Below are 21,103 nucleotides of genomic sequence, written 5' to 3' on the forward strand. Positions count from 1 at the left end.
CGCCGTCGTCCGACGCGCGGGTTGATACATAACCTTACAAAATTCCAAGGCCTCACAAGTTCCGTCGCTCACTGATCTTCGATAGAAAACAAAGCGCTCGACATGGAAATGAGGCAGTCTCATGCAGGCAAGAAATCGATCCTCTCTGTCGCGTCGTCGTTTTGTTGGCGGCATCGGCGCAGCGCTCCTGTTTGCGCCATCGGTAATGCGCGCCGAAACTCTCGCACCGGTTCGGCGCAACGCTTCAGGCTTCCGAACCCACAATTGGAAAGACCACTTTGATCGTCTGGGCAAAGGCATCATTATCGCAGACACCAATTCCCGGGCGCTCCAGCAATGGACAGCCGACGGTGAAATGTTCCTTTATCCGACATCGGTCCCTATGACGGACGAACTGTCGCGACGGGGTTATACTGAGATCATCTTCAAGGACCCTGAGCCGGATTGGACGCCGACGCCATCGATGCGTGAACGCGATCCAACCTTGCCGGCCTACATGCCGCCCGGTCCAGACAACCCGCTCGGGGTGCGGTCGCTGCATTTGACGTGGCAATACTACCGCATTCACGGGACCCACGATACGCGCAAGATCGGTCGCCGTTCGTCCAGCGGCTGTATCGGTCTTTACAACGAACATATCATCGAGGTGTTCAATCGAACCCCGGTCGGCACGCAGGTCAAACTGATCTGATGGGGCGGTACGCGATCGTTGCCGTCGGAGTTGCCGTGGTTCTTGGCATAGGCTTCCGGTGGACCGGACCAACCGGCGATGCCGTTGCGCCTGCCGCGGACGACACGGCACAAGCGGCTGCACCCATGGTTGATGTACTGGTGCCGGAAACGCTGTCTGCCAATGCGGAGATCGGCAAACTAGCCTACGAAGCAAAATGCGCGGCCTGTCACGGTGCGAATGCCGCCGGGCAGGACGGCGTGGCCCCTCCGCTTGTGCATAAGATCTACGAACCCAGCCACCATGCGGATGCCGCCTTCCTTCTGGCGGCAAAGAACGGCGTCCGGGCGCATCACTGGCGGTTTGGGAACATGCCTCCCGTCGAAGGCGTCACGGACGGCGACGTAAAGATGATTGTGGCCTATGTTCGTGAATTGCAGCGCGCGAATGGTATAAACTGAAGCATGAACCGACGAAGGACGATCCGTGAAATATAGATTAGCACTGACAGTTTTCTTGGCGCTGACAAGCGCGCAAGCACTCGCACATTCCGAAAAGGAAAGTATGACCCCTGAAAACGGTGCCGTTCTTGATGCCGTGCCAGAGACAATTGGATTGCGGTTCAACGATGGGATGCGATTGACAAAAGTCGAGATGACCCATGCGGAAACACACACCGAGTCACTGGACCTGGGCACACAATCTGGCTTTGTCAAAGAATTCTCGCTTCCGCTTACGTCCATGGGACCGGGGACATATCAGATCGAGTGGCGTGGGCTTGGCATTGATGGGCACCCGATGAACGGTGCCTTTTCCTTCGAAGTGCGGTGAGCAGTGCCAGATTTCTGGGGACAGGCTGCGATTGCCGCAAAGTTCTTGCTTTACCTCGGCGTCCTCACGAGCGTCGGGCTTGTATTGTGTCGCCAAGTGTATTCAGACCAGTTGCTTGGAATTGATCGTTTTGTCCGCGTTTGGGCCGTGATCTTTGCGCTTCTGGCCATGGCGACGTCTTTGTTCGGCTTTGCCGTGCAAGGCGCAGTACTGATGGATGACGCTTCGGGCATGATCGATCCCGCGATACTGGCACTGCTCTGGGAAACCCCACCTGGAACTGCCCTGCTGTTGCGGGTTCTGGGCTTGGGTGCGCTGCTGGTAGGAACGGTCCTGGGCGGACGATGGCTGTGGGTGGCCCTTTTGGGTGGTGTGGTGGCAATCTGGAGTTTTTCAGAGATCGGCCACGTGGCCAGCGAAAATCGCCTTTGGTTTGAGGCCGTTCTGTTTCTTCATCTCATTGTGGCTGCCTTTTGGATCGGCGTGCTCCTTCCGCTTCAGAGGCTGTCGGGGCCGGGGAACACAATGAGCGGGGCTGCCATCCTCGGGCATCGTTTTGGCCAAGCTGCATCCGTTGCAGTCCCGCTTCTGCTTCTCGCGGGCGTGGTGATGACCTGGCGTCTGGTGGGATCAGTTCCGGCGCTGATCGGTTCGGCTTACGGGCTGACGCTGTTGACCAAGATAGCCGTCGTCACCGCCCTGCTGGCCTTGGCCGCGATCAACAAGACCCGGCTTGTTCCCGCTTTACAGCGAGGCGATGCAAAGGCGGGCGCCCGTCTTGCAAGATCGATTACCGTGGAATGGATCTGCATCGGTTTGATCCTGCTCGCCACGGCCGTATTCACATCCATCCTGCAGGTGCCATCATGAACATATCAAAACGTGACTTTCTTCGGATGAGTGCAGCGGGTTTGGCTTACATGCCAAATGCACTGTCCGCACAAACGGATCTGCTTTCTGTGACGGCCCGTGTCGCCGATGTGCAGCTTTTGCCTGATGACTATGGAAAAACGCAGATCTGGGGGTTCGATGGCATCGCGCCCGGCCCGGAAATCCGGGTTACGCAAGGCGCACGGGTAAAAAGACGGATCATCAATGACCTGCCCGATCCGACGTCGACCCATTGGCACGGAATCCGCATCGAGAATGCGATGGATGGGGTGGCGGGCCTGACGCAGGACCCAGTACGCCCCGGACAGAGTTTCGACTATGATTTCGTCGCACCCGACGCGGGGACCTATTGGTATCACGCGCACAACCGCTCGTTCGAGCAGGTCGCGCGTGGTCTGCAGGGCGCGCTGATCGTCGAAGAGCCGGAGCCGATTGATGTCGACCGGGAAGAGGTCCTGATCCTGGACGATTGGCGGATCGATCCGGAGACAGCCCAGATTGCTGATACTTTTGGAGCGATGCATGATCTTAGCCATGCGGGACGTATTGGAAACTACATCACCACCAACGGGACCTATAATCTCGCGAGGAAGGTGAAGCGGCACGAGCGCCTCCGCTTGCGACTGATCAATGCGTCCAACGCCCGCATATTCCAGCTCGGCCTGGATGGTCTGGAGGGCTGGGTCGTGGCGATGGATGGCATGCCGCTGGCAACGCCCAGACCTGTGGAGGGTCCCTTCCTCTTGTCATCTGCGCAACGGGTGGACTTGATCGTCGACGTGACCGCAGAGATGGGCAGCGCAGGTCACCTCGTGCAATTGGGCGGCGATGAAACCTTCTCGCAGGTGGCTTTCGAAGTGACCAGCGACGGCGCACGTGCGCCGCGGGGAACACCTCGACCCCTTCCGCCAAATGCCCATGCCATGCCCGATCTGGCAAACGCCAGAGACATAACTCTACTGATGGAAGGCGGGGCCATGGGCGGCATGCGCGGTGCCATGATGGGCGGGCGGATGTCGTCCATGCGCGACATGATGCAGGCTGGAAACTTCTGGGCGTTCAACGGTGCAGTCGGCGGCATGGATGGCCCGCCCCTGGCAGAGCTATCGCTCGGTGAGACTGTTCGGTTGAAGATCACCAATGACACATCGTTTCCGCATGCCATGCATCTCCACGGAATGCATTTTTATGAGATTGAACGCGATGGTAGCCTCGGCGCGTTTCGAGACACCACACTGCTCGACCGGGGCGAGGTGCGCGCCATAGCCTTCGTAGCCGACAATCCCGGCAAATGGCTGCTGCACTGCCATATGCTGTCGCACGCGGCGTCCGGCATGATGGCTTGGGTCAAGGTGGCATGAACGGGAGAGCGGCAATCCTCGGGATTGGTGTCTTGGCGGCACTTGGGGCAGGGGCCTATGTGTGGACCGGGTTTGCCGCCGATGTCCAAAGCGGCGTGATGCCAGCCACTGTCGATCTTGTCGCCGGCAAGGCCCTCTACGCCGAAACCTGCGCGGCCTGCCATGGGGCAAACCTGGAGGGTCAGGAAAACTGGCGAAGTCCCGGCGAGGACGGTCGGCTGCCCGCACCGCCACATGATGAAACCGGTCACACCTGGCATCACGGCGACCAGGTTCTGTTTGACTACACGAAACTTGGGGGCCGCGAGATGATGGCTGCCCAGGGCATGGAATTCGACAGCGGTATGCCCGGCTTCGGTGACCAACTCACCGACCAGGAAATCTGGAACATCCTCGGTTACATCAAGTCCACCTGGCCCGAGGAAATACAGGACATGCAGGCTGCGCGCACCAATGGTGTGCCGGTGAACTAGGAGAGCTCTCATGAAGACTGCAATGGCAATGGCTCTGGCCGCCACTCTGCTCACGCCGCTCGCGTCTCATGCCGACGGGCTCAGCGAAGACCGGGTGAAGGAACTGGTTCTCGAGGCCATCCGCGAGAACCCCGAGATCGTCCTCGAGGCGGTTCAGATCATAGAACGGCGTGAACAGGAGCGGCAGGCGGCCGCAGCGGCGAGTGTGCTCTCTGAAAACCGCGATCTCCTCGAGAACGACCCGAACGCGCCTGTGCTCGGCAATCCCGAAGGCGATGTCACGGTCGTGGAATTCTTCGACTACAATTGCCCCTATTGTCGTCGCGTGAAGCCGCATATCGAAGCGCTGTTGGACGAAGATCCCAATGTGAGGCTGGTCTATCGCGAGTGGCCGATCCTCGGAGATGGCTCCGTTTTTGCCGCACGCGCTGCATTGGCCGCGCGCGAGCAAGGCAAATACCAGGAGTTTCACTGGGCATTGATGGGCATGCAGGGCCGGGCCGAGGAAGCCTCCGTCATCCAGGTCGCGCAGGACATAGGGCTGGATATCGCGCAGCTGCGACGGGACATGCAGGCGCCCGAGATCGATGCCCATATCGCGGCGTCAATGGAAATGAGCCGCGCGCTTGGTTTTAACGGCACACCATCCTTTGTGATCGGAGACGCGTTGGTTCCGGGAGTCATCGAAGCAGATCAGATGATCCGTCTCGCGCAGGAAGCGCGCGTCGCCGGTCAATAGAGTCCCGTCAATTGGCGGACGAACATCGTCACAACGAGTGGAAGAGGTAATTTGATGGCCAAACTGACGCGTCGGCACTTTGTGGTAGGGTCTGCAATGCTCTTTTCGGCACCGCTCGCCGTGCCGACATCGGCAGCGCCCTCGTCCCCGCGCGCGATGTGGGATGTTTGGGATGCGCAAGTGACGCCTGCGGGCTATGACCCTTCCACATCCAATCCCTGGGGGGTTCATCCGCGTTTCTTACCGGTACGGGTTGAAACGAAGGCGGGCCTCGTGCCGGGTGATATCCATGTCGATGCCGTTGCGCGCTACCTGTATCATATCGAGCCGAATGGAGGCACGGCGATGCGCTATGGCGTGGCCATCGCACGCGGGACATTGTACGAACCGGGCGTCTACACGATCCGACGAAAAGCCAAATGGCCAACTTGGCGCCCAACCGACGCCATGATCGAACGGGACCCGGACCTTTATGCGCAGCACTCGGAGGGGATGGACGCAGGGCCGACCAACCCACTGGGGTCGCGTGCGCTTTATCTCTACATTGGGAACCGGGACACCTATCTGCGTATTCATGGATCGCCTGAGCCGCGATCAATCGGAGGTCGTGCAAGTTCGGGGTGTGTGCGCATGATCATGGCACATATCAACGATCTCTATCCTAACGTAGAGACCGGCAAGACCGCGCATCTTTACCCGCCTGAAGATGCGATCGGCGGCTAACCGAACACCTTGGACTAGCTCACCGCCTGGCAGATTGGATTGCCCTGTGACGTTCTCAGCGGCAACCAGGTCGCTTCGACCGGGCCGTCGTGCAAATACCAGAAGCAATTGTCATTCGGATCGAGCCTTACCTTCCTGAGGTTTTGATATGGCGCGGCGAGACCGACGAGTGGTTCAGGCAACTCAGCGAAGGCACCATCCGAATCGACTGCCGGTGTCGTGGCACATCCGGTCAGCAAAAACGCACCAAAAATCAGGCCCAATGCCTTAAAGGTCGCGCTCATCCGGGGCGTCACTCTTCTGGACCTTTTTCTAGAGCCGTCGCCTGATAACCCGCTTCCGCAAGAACCTGAAGCAGGGCGGCCGTGGGGATTGTCGTGTCGATCTCTGTCGAGTGTGCAGCCAAATCCGTCCGGATGATTGCTGACGGATCTGCAGCCTTTACCGCTTTTTCGATTGCAGCGACGCAATGGCCGCAGCTCATCTCCGGGACGTGAAATATCATGGCGCATCCTCTTCTCACCAATTGGAAATAGGGGGTCCAGTTGGTGGAAGGTCAAGCGTCCATCGATGTTGGAACTGGGGCTTTTGCCGCGACGGGTGCGTCCCCCTTCGATGTCTTGCGGTCTCCGTGGCAGGACTTCCCCATGAAGAAGAACATCACGCCATGTGCGCCGAGGCAGAGGACGATTGGGGCGAGAACGCCCAAACTGTCCTGAAGCCCGGAGAGCGTGCCGCCTCGGGCAAAGAAAACGAGCAGCGGAAGCAGCATGACCGCGCAGCACACCCACATGCCGACGTGCATGATCTTTGAATTTTGCGGCTGGTTTTCTTGATCTGACATATTCATCGAACACACTCCTATACCGGAAATAGCGCACCAATCGCTCGTCCGACAAGCTTACATATCGATACAATTCACTTGGAAACAGAGGGTTAGAGATACTGTAGACTCGTGCTGTTCCCACCGAAAAAGAAATATCCGTTAACCCCTTGAGCTTCCAGTGACTGGAAGCCCTATATCTGCCTCGGACACGCAATCGAGGTAACACGCCATGACCGACATCAACCAAACAACGCTCAGCATTGAAGGCATGACCTGTGCATCCTGCGTGGGTCGTGTTGAAAAAGCCTTGGCCGGGCTCGAGGGGGTTTCCGATGTCTCCGTCAACCTCGCGTCTGAAACAGCGCGCCTTTCGCTGGATGATCCGGCTCGACTTACCGACGCCACGCAGGCGCTCGCCTCCTTGGGGTATCCGGCGCGGACATCCCGCGTCACCTTGAACATCGCATCCATGTCCTGCGCCTCCTGCGTCGGACGGGTGGACAAGGCGCTCGCGGACGTGCCCGGTGTGCTTTCAGTGGGCGTGAATCTGGCGGCAGAAACGGCGACGGTCGAGTTTCTTGAGGGCGCGGTGTCCTTGGGCGACTTGATGGCCGCATTGGCAGCGATTGGCTATCCGGCCGAGATTGCCGAGGCGCAAGCAAGCCAGTCTCGTGTCGCACGCAAGGCAGAAGAAGCGGACGGGCTGCGCCGCAGTGTCTTATTGGCGGCTATCCTGACGCTGCCGGTCTTCATCCTCGAGATGGGATCCCATCTTATTCCAGCCTTTCATCATTTGGTGATGACGACGATTGGTCTTCAAACGTCTTGGATCATCCAGTTCGTCCTCGCAACACTCGTCCTATTCGGGCCGGGACGCCATTTCTACACCAAGGGGTTTCCCGCGCTCTTCAAAGGCGCGCCGGACATGAACAGCCTCGTCGCCGTCGGCACCGGCGCGGCCTGGGGATATTCCGTAGTCGCAACTTTTCTCCCGGGGCTTCTGCCAGAAGGGGTCCGCGCGGTCTATTTCGAGGCCGCGGCGGTGATTGTTGTCCTCATCCTGGTTGGCCGCTGGCTCGAGGCACGCGCCAAGGGCCGGACCGGTGCCGCGATCCAGGCTCTTCTTGGTCTTCAGGTCCGCACTGCCCGCGTTTTGCGAAATGGAGAAACGCAGGAGGTCGATGTCGATGCGTTGGCGGTTGGAGATGTGATCCTCGTCCGACCGGGTGAGCGGATCCCGGTAGATGGCGAGGTGACCGAGGGATCGAGCAACGTCGACGAGAGCATGATCACCGGAGAACCTGTGCCCGTTCAGAAAACCGCAGGTGCCCCAGTAACGGGCGGGACCGTCAACGGCACCGGTAGCCTGACATTCAAGGCCGCACGGGTCGGTGCGGATACCACGCTCGCTCAAATCATCCGCATGGTCGAGGAGGCGCAAGGCGCCAAGCTGCCTATCCAGGGCCTTGTTGACCGCGTGACCCTGTGGTTCGTGCCTGCGGTTATGGTGCTCTCTGCGCTCACGGTGGCGGTCTGGTTGCTTGTCGGTCCCGATCCGGCTTTGACCTTCGCGCTCGTGGCCGGCGTCTCGGTTTTAATCATCGCATGTCCTTGCGCCATGGGACTGGCCACGCCCACCTCGATCATGGTGGGCACGGGGCGCGCAGCAGAGATGGGGGTCTTGTTCCGTAAGGGCGATGCGCTGCAAGCTTTGTCCGAAGTCGATGTCATTGCCCTCGACAAGACGGGGACAGTCACCGAAGGCCAGCCGTCTTTGACCGATCTGGTCACCGCCAACGGCTTCGACCGGGACCGGGTCCTGACCTTGGTCGCCGCCGTCGAGGCCCAATCCGAGCATCCCATCGCTGAAGCCATCGTCCGCGGCGCGCGGTCCGAAGGCATCGCGGTTCCGAATGCGAGCGGCTTCCGGTCGATCACGGGCTACGGCGTTGCCGCGACCGTTGAAGGCCAGGAGGTGATGGTGGGCGCGGACCGTTACATGACCCGCGAAGGCATCGAAATCGCCGCTTTGGTTGAAACGGAAGCCGAGTTGGCAAAGAGGGGTCGGACAGCGCTGTATGCGGCCATTGACAGCAAACTGGCCGCAGTGATCGCCGTGGCGGACCCCGTGAAACCCGCGAGCCAGGAGGCCATCGCAGCACTTCACGCGCGCGGTTTCACGGTCGCGATGATCACCGGCGACAAACGCGAGACGGCGGAGGCCATCGCGTATGAGACCGGGATCGATCACGTGATCGCGGGGGTCCTGCCGGACGGCAAGGTAGCAGCCCTCGACGACCTGCGCGCGGGAGACCGAAAAATTGCCTTCGTGGGCGACGGTATCAATGATGCCCCGGCCCTGGCCCATGCGGATGTGGGCATCGCCATCGGGACCGGAACCGATGTCGCCATCGAATCCGCTGATGTGGTCTTGATGTCGGGCGATCTGCGCGGCGTCGTGAATGCGGTCGAGGTCTCCAAGCGCACCATGTCGAACATTCGCCAAAACCTGATCTGGGCCTTCGGCTACAATGTTGCGCTCATCCCGGTTGCCGCCGGGGTTCTCTATCCGGCCTTTGGTCTGCTTCTCTCTCCCGTCTTCGCGGCGGGTGCGATGGCCCTTTCGTCGGTCTCGGTTCTCACAAACGCCCTGCGTCTGCGCCGCATCGCGCCAGCCTTGCGTGAAGACAGAGACACCATCGCGCCCAAGATCAGCGCACAAACTCAACCCGCAGAATAGGAGGGTCGTCTTATGAACATTGGAGAAGTGGCAGAACGATCCGGCATCCCGCCCAAGACCATCCGCTACTACGAGGATATCGGCCTCGTCAGGCCTCAGCGCAGCGGAAATGGATACCGCGCGTTCCGGGAGACCGATTTACACAAGCTTGCGTTTCTCGGGCGTGCGCGTGCGCTTGGATTCACCATCGAGGATTGCCGGACTCTCTTGAGCCTCTATGAGGACGAAGCGCGCGAAAGCGCCCAGGTGAAGGCTATCGCCGAAGAGCATTTAAGTGCCATCGAGGACAAGATCACGCAGCTTCAGGAGATGCGCGAAACATTGTCGTATCTCGTCGAGGCCTGCCACGGAGACCACCGACCAGATTGTCCAATCCTGAAGGACCTCTCTGGGAATTTGAAGAATATCGCTTGAAAACGTGCCTGAATTGGATTCCCCCAACTCGGCACACTTGATCCTTATCGAAACGTCAGAAGCGATGTCATTCTGAAGCGAGACTGCGTATGGACGCGGTGTCGAGCGCCTCGAGCACGGCCTGCGGCGTGAGTATCTCTGGGAGAGAAATACCGGAAGGAGCCCCCGGCCCGAAAACGATATTGAACGGAATGCCGTAGCGGTCATGACGCTCGAGAAACCGCGCGATGCTGTCATCCGGCCGGGTCCAATCCGCTTGCATGGCGATCACGGTCCCATCGCGCAAGCGCGTGCGCACCGGATCCCTGTCGAGAACGAGAGACTTGTTAGCTTTGCAGGTCAGGCACCAATCCGCGGTCACGTCGACGAACACCGTCTCCCCTTCCGAGACGTGCCGCGCGATGCCGAGCGGGTCGAAATCCTGCCAGTGGGACGTTGCATCCAGCGCTACACTGGTGCTGTCAGATGCTGAGAACCGACTTGCCCCGAAGACCGCAAGAAGAACGCAGGCGGTCAAAACGGTGCGTCGCACCCACCGATTCTCCAACGGGATCGACGTCGCGACGATCAACACGATTGTCAGCGCCAAGACCAAAGTGGCGATGCGCGCACCTGCCACGCCGATGAGGACGAACAAGAGCCAAGCGGCCGTTGCCAGTAGCAGACCGCCCAGGAGTATCCTGACCAGAAGCATCCAACGACCGGGCCGCGGCAGCCGCGTGACCAATCCGGGAAATATGGCAATCGCAAGATAAGGAAGGGCTAATCCAAGGCCGAGCGCGGTGAATATGACCATTACATCCAGCGGCGTTCCCGCAAGCGCGAAGGTGATCGCGGTACCGAGGAATGGAGCAGAGCACGGCGTGGCGAGGATGGCTGCGAGAAGGCCCGTCCCGAAGTCTGAAAAGTACCCGGATTTGGCGCTGCCAGCGCCCAAGCCGTTCTGTAGGCTCGCGGGCAACGATATCTCGAACGCCCCGAAGAGGTTCGCAGCAAAGACGGCGATCACCATAAACATCAGTGTCACGAAGACCGGATTTTGAAACTGCACACCCCAGCCGACGGACACACCGATCCACTTCAGAGCCAGCAGGACGGCCGCAAGCGCCCAGACAAAGGCGAAAACGCCCAAGGCCGCAAACAGGAAGCCGTTGCGCGTCACTTGCCGGGATTGACCCGTTGCGCTCAGGACGGATGCAAGCTTGATCGACAGGACAGGCAGAACGCACGGCATAACATTCAGGATCAGACCACCGAGAAAGGCGATGCCGGCCACCGCCACGACCTTCAGTACACTCGATCCAGAGTTCGTACTCGAATACGGTGGGGGAGGGGGATCTGAAGTGAGCGTGACCGGTGCTGTGATTGCACGAGCCGTGTCCGTGATCGTCACCGAAGGCTCTGCAGGATCATCGGTCCAGGCATTGATTGGGATTTGCGCCCAAAGTTCTGTTCTATCACGACCCAATCTAATGTCTGGTTTGCCGAAGGTCACGAGCGGTCCGAATTCCGGGAACACATCGACCTCGCCGAAGGGTCTGTCGCTTGTCGCCACAACGACGAGAGCGGAGGCGCGCGCATCGAGGGCCGCGACCGATACATCGATATCGCTGTCCTCGGGTGCAGCAGGTACACGATCGGCAAAAGTGGCGATCTTGTCTGCCGAACTTGCATCGATTCCGACCCCGTGTGGCAGGACGAGCGACAGCTCAAATTCATGGGGCACGCAGACAGTCGAGCATGTCAGCAGCGCAACGCGTGCGCGCAAGTCCATGGGGCTGCCCGGGTCCTCAAGTGTAGCTCGGATCGGCAAGACAACCTGATTGGAGTAGCCGAAGTTCTCGATCCCGAAAGCCTCGAAGCGTTCTGGCGCGGGCCAAAGGAGATCCGTGGCTTTCAGGTTGACCGAACCTGACCAATCGATCTCCGGCGCCAGTCCAACCTCGCCGGGCGTTCGCCAATATCCCTTCCAGCCCTCGCCGAAATCCAACGCCAATCCAAGTGAGACGGAGGCGGTATCCGGCGCAATCCCGTTTTCGACTGAGATCAGGCGCGCGGTGACTGCAGGATTTGAAAAAGCCTCAGATTCCGCGGCGTTGGCGACATGGGGTGCGGTTATGCTTGCGAAACCGAGGGCGAAAAACAGTAGCCAAGAATGGAGGTGAGAGAGCCAAGTCGTCATATACGCAGGTCCGCGATCAACGCAGAGCATCGGGCAGGCTCGTCAGTGACGTTTCCAGATCCGTCACAGGCAACCCGCGTGCGATCCAACCGGGCCCCACCGTTGAGCCAAGCATACCTTCCGAGACATCAATGAAGCCCGCATACCCGGCGCGTTTCAAGGCTCTCAAAAGACGACCGCTGCGCCCACCAGTGGCGCAGATCAGCGCAGTGGGTTTATCGCCTGAGAGATCGCGTGCCGCGAACAAGCGTTGCTCAAACCCGGACTCGTGCATGCTGATTGGCCAAGAGCCTGTCGCAACGCCTGTTTCTACCCATTCTGGGCGCGACCGCACATCAATCAGAGAAATCCTGTCCTGCGCCAATGCGTCGGCCGCCTCGGCAGCCGACCAGATCTCGCGCGTCGCGGCCACAACGACCTGCGGTCCCAAGACCCACGTCGATGCAAGCAGGATGAAGCGCCGCCTATCCACATTGCCTCCACAGTCGCTTGATGTGTAACGCCAAGACGTCCCGGAGCGCCCTCTGGAGCTTAAGCTGACTGACAAGCATTTTGCCAACCCTCCTCGCGTTCCAGCTCGATGATCTCCCGAACCATTCTGTCACTGATCTGACCCTGGACCACGGTACGCCCGATCACGAGGGCCGGCGTGCCGACAAAGGCGAACACGCGGGCAAGTGCTGCGCTGTCTTCCAACTCGCGCGCGATTTCAGGGCTCTCCATGTCCGAGATCAATTGCTTGCTATCGACGCCGATGTCATCGGAAAGGCGGGCAAGGTATTCCCGCGACGCTTGAAAGGGTGTTGTCATCAGACGTTCATGGAACGCGACGTAGGCGCCTTGTCGTTTCGCCGCCAGGGCTGCTTTGGCCGCGAGATTGGAACTGTCGCCGAGGAGCGGCAACTCATGCCACGCCACTGCGATCTTGTCCGGCATCTCGCCGGTCATGCCAGCCAATCGCTTGGTCTGCACCCGGCAAAAGGGACAGTAGTAGTCTGAGAATGACGCCATCGGGACCTGGGATGGCGTGGTATTCAGACCGCCATACAGGGCATCACAAATGTTCTCGGAGACACGCTCCAAGGCATCGGCTTTGCGCGCGGCGACTTCGGCGCTGTCCGCCGTTCCCAAGCCTATAAAAGGATCGAAGCCGCCCGATGTCTCACCCGCGACAAATCTGCGGAACCCTTCGGGTCTATCGAGCGCCTCCAATTCCAGTTTTTCCGGCAGCAAGGATGGAACTGTGCGCAACGCGGCGTAACCCGCGATGATCGCACCGATCGTCAAAAGCGTTGATCGTTTCTTGGAATCCATCTGATGCCTGATCTGGTCGCGTCCCTATGAGGGTCGTAGTGTGACGTCTTGTAAAAGGTCAACTTTACAAACTGATACAATCTTTCCGCCTCGCTCCAGTTGCCGCAACTTCTGAACAGCGCTACCTCGGGCGTATGATTTGGGACCCGTTCTTTTTCTTGCGATCGGCATGTCTTGCCTTTGTATGTCTGACGATCACCGTCGTCGGAACGCAGGCGATGCCGTTTGATGGAGAGATCAGCGGCATGGAGCGGGGCCCGCATATGGAAGCTGCTGCTTCCGCAGGAGAATTGCCCAGACACATCCACGCACACCACGTCGAAAACAAGAGCGAGCGGCATTTAGATGCTCACTCCGGACACGGCGACGGGTGCCACACTGCTCTTTGCTGTGTCATGGACTACCAGCAACACCTTGATCATCGGCCTGAAGAAAACGCGTTTACTTCGCCGACGCAGGTCGCGATTTTCAAGGCTCATGCATCCCGTGAGACCCTCGTCCCAGATCGCCCACCCCAACATTCCTGACATTTCGGTGCCCGCATATGCGGGTTGTTTGACCAATCGATCGCTGCATCCAATGCAGTCGTCAGGAGAAGATGTTTATGCGTGGAAGATACGCGGCACTTTCCGTTCTTGCCTTGGCAGTCGGCCTGGGCGGCGGGGTTTACGTTGAGCGGGTGTACCTGAATCCAGCGGTGCAAGGAGGGTCTGAAGGCCCCGAGATACTTTATTGGGTTGCGCCCATGGACCCAAATTTCCGTCAACCGGGACCTGGCAAGTCACCCATGGGCATGGATCTCATTCCCGTCTACGCCGGACAGGAACCATCTGGTGATCCCGCCGAAGTCACACTGAACGCGGCCGAAATCAACGCAATCGGCGTGCGAACGGCGGTTGCCCGCATGAGCGAGGTGCAACCTCGGATCGAGACTGTTGGTTTCGTGGGCTATGACGAGCATCTGACCAGCCATGTCCATGTCCGCGCTGAAGGGTGGATTGAGAAGCTCAAGGTGCGAGCGGTCGGTGATCGGGTGGGTCAAGACCAAGTGCTCTTTGAGCTCTTCTCGCCGCTCATTGCGACGGCAACCGGAGATCTGGTTCGTGCCGTCGAGGCCGGTGATCCGCGCATTCTGGATGCAGCGCGCAGCAAGTTGATGAGCCATGGTATGTCAGCTCGGCAGATTGCAGAGATCGAGGCAGGTGGCGAACTGGTTCGCAACATCGAGATCGAAGCGCCACAGAACGGCGTGGTTATCGCCCTGAATGCGGCCGATGGCATGTATCTGCAACCCGGAACGCTTGCCTTCTCCGTTGCTGATTTATCGAAGGTCTGGCTGATTGTAGATGTTTTTGAACGCGATATTGCCCGGCTTTCTGAGGATATGCGGGCCATTGCCCGGTTCGAACACTTACCCGGGCGCGTGTTTGAAGGCGACATCGACTACATCTATCCCGAACTCGATCCCCAAACGCGGACGCTCCCTGTTCGACTGAGGTTTGACAATTCCGATGGTGTGCTGCGCCCCGGAATGTTCGGAAGTGTCAGTCTCACGCCCAACGAAAGCCGTACAGTCCTGACAGTGCCATCTGAGGCCGTGATACGGACCGGGTCGGCTGAGCGCGTCATCCTGAAAACAGGGGAGGGGACCTTCCGACCGAGATTGGTTACTGCCGGTCTCCGGGACAGTTTCGGAGAAGGCGGGCGCACAGAGATTCTTCAGGGCCTGGGTCCGGGTGAAGAGGTCGTTGCCTCCGCACAATTCCTCATCGACAGCGAAAGCGCACTGAGTGCCGGGTTTACGCGCATGGCACCAACGGATGCCGACCCGGCACGGGGCAAGGGCGTTCTCGTTGCTCTCGATCCTGAGAGCCGGGTGGCAACGGTGCAGCATGACGCCCTGGAAAGCCTGGACTGGCCAGCGATGACATCCGACTTCCCTGTGAGAGCCGATGTGTCCCTGGATCGGCTAGCCGAAGGAGAGGCAGTCGCATTTCTCGTAGCCCGTGGCACAGATGGTCTCCTGAGCCTTACCGAACTTGCGCCAGATGATGGAATTGCCGGAACAGGTGCAGGAATTGCACGCGCGGTGACGTCGGATGGCAAGCTGACGCTGGAGCATGGACCGATCCCAGAGCTTGGCTGGCCCGCCATGACGATGGACCTGCCGGTATCAGGAGTCGATCTTGAGACGGTGCCCCTCGATGCGCCGATCGAATTCGATCTCACAGTAGGAGACGACGGCCTTTTCTCCGTCGTCGCTGTTCGCGCGGAGGGTGCCGGTTCCAAGGAAGTGGAGGGGACTGAAACATCTGCCGCAGCGCCAATCATGGTGTCTGGCACGATCAACGACCTCGATCTCGATTCCGGGACCGCGACGATCACCCATGGGCCCATGGCGGAGATCGGGATGCCAGGAATGACCATGGATTTCCCCATCGATCCGAGCATGGCCATCGCATCGCTTAAAACCGGCGTCGAAATGACCCTAACATTTGCGCGGCCGGATGGCCTGAACATGGTTTTATCCGATGTCGAGCTTGAGGCAGCTGCCGCACCACCCATCGTGGTCTCAGGCACGATCGAGAGCGTCGACACAGATGCGTCGAAGGCCACGATCACCCATGGACCGATGACCGAAATCGGCATGCCCGGAATGACAATGGCCTTTGACATTGATCCGTCTCTCGACGCTGCTGGGTTGGTGACAGATGTCGAGATGGTGCTCACTTTCGCGCGCCCGGACGGCATGAACATGGTGCTGGCATCGGCCGAACCCGCTGCCCCGCCCATGCAGGTTTCAGGTCAAATCAACTCGATCGATGCTCAATCACGGACGGCGAACATCACCCACGGGCCTATGACCGATATCGGCATGCCCGGAATGACCATGGACTTTCCGTTGGCTGAGGAGCTCGAGATTTCCCAGCTCACAACGGGAACGAACGTCACGCTCATCCTGCGGCGCAACCCGGATTTCTCGATGACCTTGATCGATGTCGTCCGTGACGTGAGGGTAAGCCAGTGATTCCGGCGATCATCCGCGCCTCGCTGGCCAATAGGTTTGTTATTCTGGTCCTTGCCGTCATGATGGGCGTCGCAGGCATCTGGGCCATTCGCGAGACACCGGTCGATGCGATACCCGACCTCTCCGATGTGCAGGTGATCGTTCGCACTCCGTATCCGGGGCAGGCGCCGCAAGTGGTCGAAAACCAGATCACCTATCCGCTCGCCACATCTTTGCTGGCGGTACCCGGCGCACAGGATGTACGCGGCTTTTCCTTCTTTGGTGACAGTTTTGTTTATGTCGTTTTTGAAGATGGCACGGACTTGTACTGGGCAAGATCACGCGTCCTCGAATATCTAGGGCAGATCACCGGCAGCCTGCCGGAGGGGGTGTCCCCTCAGCTTGGCCCGGATGCCACCGGAGTCGGATGGATCTACCAATACGCGTTGATCGACAGAACCGGCACACACGATCTCGCGCAGCTGAGAACGCTGCAGGACTGGTTTCTGAAATACGAACTTCAAGCCGTCGATGGCGTGTCCGAGGTCGCAACGATTGGCGGAATGGTCAAACAATACCAAGTCGTCGTCGATCCGAACAAATTGCGGGCCTATGACATCACACTGACACAGCTCAGAAACGCAATACAGGCGGCCAATCGCGAAACCGGCGGTAGCGTGATCGAGATGGGCGAAGCGGAATTCATGATCCGCTCGTCCGGATACATTGATGAGCTTTCTGATCTTTCCAGTGCACCCCTGATGATCAACGAGCGCGGAGCCGCTCTGACCCTTGGCGATGTTGCTGACATTCGCCTGGGACCGGAATTGCGCCGCGGCGTAGGAGAGTTTGACGGGCAGGGCGATGCCGTTGGCGGTGTGGTCATAATGCGATGGGGGGGTAATGCCCTCGCAACCATTAAAGCGGTCGAAGCCCGTATCGAAGAATTGCGGCCGAACCTACCTGAAGGTGTCGAGATTATCACGACCTATGACCGGTCCGGCGTGATCGAGCGCGCAATCGAAAATCTCCAGAAGAAGCTGACCCAGGAATTCATTGTCGTTGTCCTGGTCTGTGCGGCCTTCCTGCTGCATCTGCGCTCATCGCTGGTGATCCTGCTGTCGTTGCCCCTGGGCATCTTTGCCGCCTTTATTCTGATGAAGGCGCAGGGTGTGAATGCGAACATCATGTCGCTTGGGGGCATTGCGATTGCCATCGGGGCCATGGTCGATGCGTCCATCGTAATGATCGAGGCGATGCACAGGCGGCTGGAAAAGGAAAAGCTGACCGCCGAGAACAGGTGGAGGATCGTGCAGGAATGCGCCTCTGAGGTGGGTCCAGCCCTCTTTTACTCCTTGGCAATCATCACGGTCAGCTTTCTGCCTGTCTTTGTACTGGAAAATCAGGAGGGCAGGCTTTTTGCCCCCCTGGCCTATACAAAGACCTACGCCATGGCCGCCGCCGCAATCCTATCGATCACGCTGGTTCCGGTCCTGATGGGATACTTTGTCCGGGGTCGGATTTTGCCCGAGCGTAAAAATCCACTGAACCGCCTCGTAGTCTTTCTGTATCGTCCCTTCCTAGACGCGGCCATCGCCTGGCCGTGGGCGACAACCTTGCTTGCCGGAGCCCTCGTGGCTTCCATGTGGTATCCGTACCAGCGGCTCGGGTCCGAGTTCATGCCCGAGCTGAACGAGGGCGACTTCCTCTATATGCCAAGCTTCTACCCGGGCGTGTCGATCGGAAAGGCACGCGAGGTCATGCAACAGACCAATCGCCTGATCGCTACGGTTCCAGAGGTTGAAACCGTGCATGGCAAAGTGGGGCGTGCAGAAACTGCGACCGATCCTGCACCACTCACAATGGTGGAAACCACGATCCAACTCAAACCGGAAGCTGAGTGGCGCCCGGGTATGACCATGGAGAATATCCGCAATGAACTTGATCGGATTGTGCAGATCCCGGGCGTGACCAATGTCTGGATCCAGCCGATCAAAAACCGGATCGACATGCTCGCCACCGGGATACGAACGCCTGTTGGTGTCAAGATCTCGGGTGCCGATTTGAATGTCATCACAGATATCGGGATCGAAGTAGAGCGGGCCGTGTCGGATATCGAAGGCACTGCCTCCGCCTATGCCGAGCGTCCGGTAGGCGGGCGCTTCATCGAAATCGACGTCAAACGCGACGCCGCTGCGCGATACATGATGAGCGTTCGGGACGTTCAGGATGTGGTCCAAACCGCCATCGGTGGCATGCAAGTGTCGGAATCCGTCGAAGGGCTGGAGCGCTTTCCAATCAACCTGCGCTATCCGCAAGCATGGCGCGATAGCCCCGAACGGCTCGAAAACCTGCCCGTTGTCACCCCTTCAGGAGCCCATGTGCCACTGACAGCCTTGGCCGATATCCGAATTGTCGATGGCCCTGGCATGATCCGGTCAGAAAACGCCCGGCGCACGGGGTTCGTGTTTATCGACATCGCGGGACGAGACCTTGGCGGATATGTCGCCGAGGCGCAGAGGGTCGTGGCCGATCAGGTGCGCCTGCCTCCCGGATATTCTCTCACATGGTCCGGGCAGTATGAGTACATTGAGCGGATGCAGGAACGGCTGGCTATCGTCGCACCCGCAACCCTGATGATCATCACGCTGATGTTGTTCATGGCATTCAATAGGGTGATCGAAGTTGGTATCATTCTGGCCGCACTGCCAGTCGCGTTGGCGGGCGGCGTCTGGTTTCTGTGGTATCTCAGCTTTGACATTTCGATCGCGGTCCTCGTCGGCTTTATTGCTCTGGCGGGCGTGGCCGTCGAAACGGCCATCGTCATGCTGCTCTATCTCAATCTAGCTTGGGAGAAGCGGCGAAAACTCGGCCAATCCGAACGTCGCAAGCTGACACGGGACGATATCGAAGAGGCCGTTTTTGAAGGGGCTGTTCTGCGGGTGAGGCCCAAGGTCATGACGGTCGCCACCATCTTCGCGGCTCTAATCCCGATCATGTATGGCACCGGCACCGGTTCGGAGATCATGCAGCGCATCGCTGCACCGATGATCGGCGGTATGGTGACAGCGACCCTGCTGACGCTTTTTGTCATTCCTTCCATATTCGTGATTTGGAAACGGCTCGCGCTGAAACGCGTAAACCGCGAAATCACGTCCCCAATTCAGCAGCCCGTCGATGCAGCACTGCCTGCCGAATAATCGAACTCACAAACCTCAAGAATGGAGCTTCTCATGAAGATACTGACTACAAGTCTCGCACTTCTGACCCTGGCCGCGACAGGGGCTATCGCGCAAATGAACCACAATATGGATCATTCGAACATGCCAATGTCGGCCGAACAAATGGAGGGCGCGGTTCACGCGAAGGCCGTGATCAATTCGATCGGCGACGGCACCGCAAATGTGAGCCATGACCCGATTCCCGAGATCGGCTGGCCTGCAATGACGATGGATATGACGGTTTTGGAAGACGCGCAGATGATGGGAGAGGTGACCGATGGTGACGAAGTCACCCTGATGCTCGTCAAGGGCGAGGATGGCATGTACGCAATCGGGGCCATAATGCCGAACTGATTACGAAATCGCAGTTGCCGCGAAATCGGCAACTGCGGCGTGTGCTTGGAGAGTTACACCACCGTGCTGCCTGTAGGCGAAAGGAAGATGAATGACCCTGTCTCCGAAAGAACGTGGTTTGATCGCTGCCGGCGGATCGACCGTCCTTTTGCTGGCCGCCTTCCTGTTTCAGGCAGCGGGCTATGCACCATGCGCGATGTGCATTTGGCAGCGGTATCCTCACGCCATTGCCATTGCTCTTGGCGCGTTTCTCATGGTCGGTTTGCCAGTCTTACCGCTTTTAATGGCAGGAGCTGCCGCCGCCTTCACGACAGCGGGCATCGGGATTTTTCACACCGGCGTCGAACGGGGTTGGTGGGAAGGCCCGACGGCGTGCACAGGCTCTGGTCTTGATATGTCTAATTTGACAGGTGCGGACCTTTTGCCCTCCGCATCATCCGCACCATCAACCTTGGTCATGTGTGACGAAGTCGCATGGGAGTTCCTGAGCCTATCTATGGCGAGTTGGAACGCGCTTTGGAGCCTTGTTCTCGCAGGGATCTGGATGATGGCATTTGCCAAGGCGAGGCGCATGTCTCGATCATCTAAAAACCTTACAGCAACCTAGCTCTGAAGACGTATGACAACGACTGCGATAATCGTCAGACACAAAGCTGCCGACACGAAGGCGGCCAGAGCTATCAGAACAGTGCCGACCTTCTTCGGGAAGAGACCAACGAATGGTTGCAGAATTGCTGATCTTCCGGCTGCTGTTGCATAAAGCGGCAGTGCGCTAACCAACGTGGCGTACAGGTAGACACCGGAAATATTCTCAAAGAGTGCGGACCGCGCCAGTGTAGGCGCAACCACTGAAAGAGCCGTCGCCCGACTTCCGCCAAATGAACCGAACCAACTGGCGGAGAGTACGTAAATCAAGGCGTGAAGAACGAGAAAGAGGGCAACGCGGATTGCAACATCAAAGACAATTAATAACGCGGGCTCACGACCATCGGCACCTTTTTCATTCAGCACCGCGAATAGAAAGAAGCTTACGTAATTGATGATGAAGACGACGGGAAGTCCATTTGTCAAAACCTGCCTGAGGAATCTCGAAAGCGCTGGTCCGCCGTTAATCAGCGCCGAAGAGAAGCCAGGAGCGAGCAGAACGTAAACGAACAGAACGGGCAGCAGACCGATCAGGCTGAAGACCATGACGTTGGTCAAAAACTGCAGGCCCGGCATCTTGGTTGAAAAGAACCGTTTCATGTGTGCACGTTGGCATGCCTGCGAGCCACAGTCGACTTGCTCAACAGCAAGTCTTTCTGGCATAAACTTTACATAATAAAGCTTATCGGACTCAGTTGATGTAGCCGCAAAG

22 protein-coding genes are annotated in these 21,103 nt (G+C 58.7%); 15 read left to right on the forward strand and 7 right to left on the reverse strand.

Annotated features, from left to right (window positions below; genetic code table 11):
- Positions 1–121 precede the first annotated feature (121 nt).
- The 8 genes from ACP153_RS20890 to ACP153_RS20925 all read left to right on the forward strand — a co-directional run bounded on the left by ACP153_RS20890 (position 122) and on the right by ACP153_RS20925 (position 5,688).
- Positions 122–691 carry a L,D-transpeptidase gene (locus ACP153_RS20890; RefSeq protein ID WP_424972945.1) on the forward strand — a complete coding sequence of 190 codons (570 nt, stop codon included), beginning with the start codon at positions 122–124 and terminating at the stop codon, positions 689–691.
- 125 nt (positions 692–816) lie between these two features.
- Positions 817–1,131: a c-type cytochrome gene (locus ACP153_RS20895; protein ID WP_424972946.1), complete on the forward strand. Its 315-nt coding sequence runs from the start codon at positions 817–819 to the stop codon at positions 1,129–1,131.
- A gap of 25 nt (positions 1,132–1,156) precedes the next feature.
- Positions 1,157–1,501 (forward strand): copper resistance CopC family protein, encoded by a 345-nt coding sequence (locus ACP153_RS20900; RefSeq protein ID WP_424972947.1) that lies wholly within the window; start codon positions 1,157–1,159, stop codon positions 1,499–1,501.
- Between the two features lie 3 nt (positions 1,502–1,504).
- Positions 1,505–2,371, forward strand: a complete 867-nt coding sequence (locus ACP153_RS20905) for a CopD family protein (RefSeq protein WP_424972948.1) — start codon at positions 1,505–1,507, stop codon at positions 2,369–2,371.
- Entirely contained in the window at positions 2,368–3,753 is a 1,386-nt protein-coding gene (locus ACP153_RS20910; RefSeq protein ID WP_424972996.1) for a multicopper oxidase family protein, read from the forward strand. Before ACP153_RS20905 ends, ACP153_RS20910 begins: the two co-directional genes overlap by 4 nt.
- Entirely contained in the window at positions 3,750–4,226 is a 477-nt protein-coding gene (locus ACP153_RS20915; protein WP_424972949.1) for a c-type cytochrome, read from the forward strand. The genes ACP153_RS20910 and ACP153_RS20915 overlap by 4 nt, the downstream gene beginning before the upstream one ends.
- Positions 4,227–4,236: 10 nt before the next feature.
- Positions 4,237–4,965: a DsbA family protein gene (locus ACP153_RS20920; RefSeq protein ID WP_424972950.1), complete on the forward strand. Its 729-nt coding sequence runs from the start codon at positions 4,237–4,239 to the stop codon at positions 4,963–4,965.
- A 54-nt stretch (positions 4,966–5,019) separates the two neighbouring features.
- The gene (locus ACP153_RS20925; protein ID WP_424972951.1) at positions 5,020–5,688 is read left to right on the forward strand and encodes a L,D-transpeptidase; all 669 of its coding nucleotides are present in this window, start codon (positions 5,020–5,022) and stop codon (positions 5,686–5,688) included.
- Positions 5,689–5,702: 14 nt separating this feature from the next.
- Here the strand turns inward: ACP153_RS20925 and ACP153_RS20930 are convergent, their stop codons facing one another.
- Genes ACP153_RS20930 through ACP153_RS20940 form a run of 3 tightly spaced genes read right to left on the reverse strand, consistent with a single transcriptional unit; the run spans position 5,703 to position 6,538 of the window.
- Positions 5,703–5,972, reverse strand: a complete 270-nt coding sequence (locus ACP153_RS20930; RefSeq protein WP_424972952.1) for a hypothetical protein — start codon at positions 5,970–5,972, stop codon at positions 5,703–5,705.
- Positions 5,973–5,980: 8 nt separating this feature from the next.
- Positions 5,981–6,193 carry a heavy-metal-associated domain-containing protein gene (locus tag ACP153_RS20935; RefSeq protein ID WP_424972953.1) on the reverse strand — a complete coding sequence of 71 codons (213 nt, stop codon included), beginning with the start codon at positions 6,191–6,193 and terminating at the stop codon, positions 5,981–5,983.
- A gap of 51 nt (positions 6,194–6,244) precedes the next feature.
- The gene (locus ACP153_RS20940; RefSeq protein ID WP_424972954.1) at positions 6,245–6,538 is read right to left on the reverse strand and encodes a DUF2933 domain-containing protein; all 294 of its coding nucleotides are present in this window, start codon (positions 6,536–6,538) and stop codon (positions 6,245–6,247) included.
- Positions 6,539–6,743: 205 nt separating this feature from the next.
- On the opposite strand from ACP153_RS20940, the gene ACP153_RS20945 reads away from it, so the two are divergent.
- Positions 6,744–9,254 (forward strand): heavy metal translocating P-type ATPase, encoded by a 2,511-nt coding sequence (locus ACP153_RS20945; protein WP_424972955.1) that lies wholly within the window; start codon positions 6,744–6,746, stop codon positions 9,252–9,254.
- A 12-nt stretch (positions 9,255–9,266) separates the two neighbouring features.
- On the forward strand, positions 9,267–9,668 hold the full coding sequence (cueR, locus tag ACP153_RS20950; protein ID WP_424972956.1) for a Cu(I)-responsive transcriptional regulator: 402 nt from the start codon (positions 9,267–9,269) through the stop codon (positions 9,666–9,668).
- A gap of 67 nt (positions 9,669–9,735) precedes the next feature.
- Here cueR and ACP153_RS20955 read toward each other — a convergent pair whose 3' ends face one another.
- The 3 genes from ACP153_RS20955 to ACP153_RS20965 form a co-directional block, all read right to left on the reverse strand.
- Positions 9,736–11,850, reverse strand: a complete 2,115-nt coding sequence (locus ACP153_RS20955; RefSeq protein WP_424972957.1) for a protein-disulfide reductase DsbD family protein — start codon at positions 11,848–11,850, stop codon at positions 9,736–9,738.
- Positions 11,851–11,866: 16 nt separating this feature from the next.
- Entirely contained in the window at positions 11,867–12,262 is a 396-nt protein-coding gene (locus ACP153_RS20960) for a rhodanese-like domain-containing protein (RefSeq protein WP_424972958.1), read from the reverse strand.
- Between the two features lie 119 nt (positions 12,263–12,381).
- Positions 12,382–13,164: a DsbA family protein gene (locus ACP153_RS20965; RefSeq protein WP_424972959.1), complete on the reverse strand. Its 783-nt coding sequence runs from the start codon at positions 13,162–13,164 to the stop codon at positions 12,382–12,384.
- 134 nt (positions 13,165–13,298) lie between these two features.
- Between ACP153_RS20965 and ACP153_RS20970 the strand changes: the two genes are divergently transcribed.
- The 5 genes from ACP153_RS20970 to ACP153_RS20990 all read left to right on the forward strand — a co-directional run bounded on the left by ACP153_RS20970 (position 13,299) and on the right by ACP153_RS20990 (position 20,353).
- Positions 13,299–13,691 carry a hypothetical protein gene (locus ACP153_RS20970; protein WP_424972960.1) on the forward strand — a complete coding sequence of 131 codons (393 nt, stop codon included), beginning with the start codon at positions 13,299–13,301 and terminating at the stop codon, positions 13,689–13,691.
- Between the two features lie 218 nt (positions 13,692–13,909).
- Entirely contained in the window at positions 13,910–16,192 is a 2,283-nt protein-coding gene (locus ACP153_RS20975; protein WP_424972997.1) for an efflux RND transporter periplasmic adaptor subunit, read from the forward strand.
- Positions 16,189–19,371 (forward strand): efflux RND transporter permease subunit, encoded by a 3,183-nt coding sequence (locus ACP153_RS20980; protein WP_424972961.1) that lies wholly within the window; start codon positions 16,189–16,191, stop codon positions 19,369–19,371. Before ACP153_RS20975 ends, ACP153_RS20980 begins: the two co-directional genes overlap by 4 nt.
- 33 nt (positions 19,372–19,404) lie before the next feature.
- Entirely contained in the window at positions 19,405–19,746 is a 342-nt protein-coding gene (locus ACP153_RS20985; protein ID WP_424972962.1) for a copper-binding protein, read from the forward strand.
- Positions 19,747–19,837: 91 nt separating this feature from the next.
- The gene (locus ACP153_RS20990) at positions 19,838–20,353 is read left to right on the forward strand and encodes a disulfide bond formation protein B (protein WP_424972963.1); all 516 of its coding nucleotides are present in this window, start codon (positions 19,838–19,840) and stop codon (positions 20,351–20,353) included.
- Here ACP153_RS20990 and ACP153_RS20995 read toward each other — a convergent pair.
- Positions 20,350–20,991 (reverse strand): hypothetical protein, encoded by a 642-nt coding sequence (locus ACP153_RS20995; protein ID WP_424972964.1) that lies wholly within the window; start codon positions 20,989–20,991, stop codon positions 20,350–20,352. The genes ACP153_RS20990 and ACP153_RS20995 overlap by 4 nt on opposite strands.
- Positions 20,992–21,103: the final 112 nt, after the last annotated feature.

The organism is Dinoroseobacter sp. S76, assembly GCF_049801095.1.
Taxonomy (GTDB): domain Bacteria; phylum Pseudomonadota; class Alphaproteobacteria; order Rhodobacterales; family Rhodobacteraceae; genus Dinoroseobacter.

What these genes read in the sequence shown, in the direction of transcription:
- ACP153_RS20890 (WP_424972945.1), top strand. Translation starts at nt 122, where the DNA reads ATGCAGGCAAGAAATCGATCCTCTCTGTCGCGTCGTCGTTTTGTTGGC.
- ACP153_RS20895 (WP_424972946.1), top strand. Translation starts at nt 817, where the DNA reads ATGGTTGATGTACTGGTGCCGGAAACGCTGTCTGCCAATGCGGAGATC.
- ACP153_RS20910 (WP_424972996.1), top strand. Translation starts at nt 2,368, where the DNA reads ATGAACATATCAAAACGTGACTTTCTTCGGATGAGTGCAGCGGGTTTG.
- ACP153_RS20915 (WP_424972949.1), top strand. Translation starts at nt 3,750, where the DNA reads ATGAACGGGAGAGCGGCAATCCTCGGGATTGGTGTCTTGGCGGCACTT.
- ACP153_RS20920 (WP_424972950.1), top strand. Translation starts at nt 4,237, where the DNA reads ATGAAGACTGCAATGGCAATGGCTCTGGCCGCCACTCTGCTCACGCCG.
- ACP153_RS20925 (WP_424972951.1), top strand. Translation starts at nt 5,020, where the DNA reads ATGGCCAAACTGACGCGTCGGCACTTTGTGGTAGGGTCTGCAATGCTC.
- ACP153_RS20930 (WP_424972952.1), bottom strand. Translation starts at nt 5,972, where the DNA reads ATGAGCGCGACCTTTAAGGCATTGGGCCTGATTTTTGGTGCGTTTTTG.
- ACP153_RS20935 (WP_424972953.1), bottom strand. Translation starts at nt 6,193, where the DNA reads ATGATATTTCACGTCCCGGAGATGAGCTGCGGCCATTGCGTCGCTGCA.
- ACP153_RS20940 (WP_424972954.1), bottom strand. Translation starts at nt 6,538, where the DNA reads ATGAATATGTCAGATCAAGAAAACCAGCCGCAAAATTCAAAGATCATG.
- ACP153_RS20945 (WP_424972955.1), top strand. Translation starts at nt 6,744, where the DNA reads ATGACCGACATCAACCAAACAACGCTCAGCATTGAAGGCATGACCTGT.
- cueR (WP_424972956.1), top strand. Translation starts at nt 9,267, where the DNA reads ATGAACATTGGAGAAGTGGCAGAACGATCCGGCATCCCGCCCAAGACC.
- ACP153_RS20955 (WP_424972957.1), bottom strand. Translation starts at nt 11,850, where the DNA reads ATGACGACTTGGCTCTCTCACCTCCATTCTTGGCTACTGTTTTTCGCC.
- ACP153_RS20965 (WP_424972959.1), bottom strand. Translation starts at nt 13,164, where the DNA reads ATGGATTCCAAGAAACGATCAACGCTTTTGACGATCGGTGCGATCATC.
- ACP153_RS20970 (WP_424972960.1), top strand. Translation starts at nt 13,299, where the DNA reads ATGATTTGGGACCCGTTCTTTTTCTTGCGATCGGCATGTCTTGCCTTT.
- ACP153_RS20975 (WP_424972997.1), top strand. Translation starts at nt 13,910, where the DNA reads ATGGACCCAAATTTCCGTCAACCGGGACCTGGCAAGTCACCCATGGGC.
- ACP153_RS20985 (WP_424972962.1), top strand. Translation starts at nt 19,405, where the DNA reads ATGAAGATACTGACTACAAGTCTCGCACTTCTGACCCTGGCCGCGACA.
- ACP153_RS20990 (WP_424972963.1), top strand. Translation starts at nt 19,838, where the DNA reads ATGACCCTGTCTCCGAAAGAACGTGGTTTGATCGCTGCCGGCGGATCG.
- ACP153_RS20995 (WP_424972964.1), bottom strand. Translation starts at nt 20,991, where the DNA reads ATGAAACGGTTCTTTTCAACCAAGATGCCGGGCCTGCAGTTTTTGACC.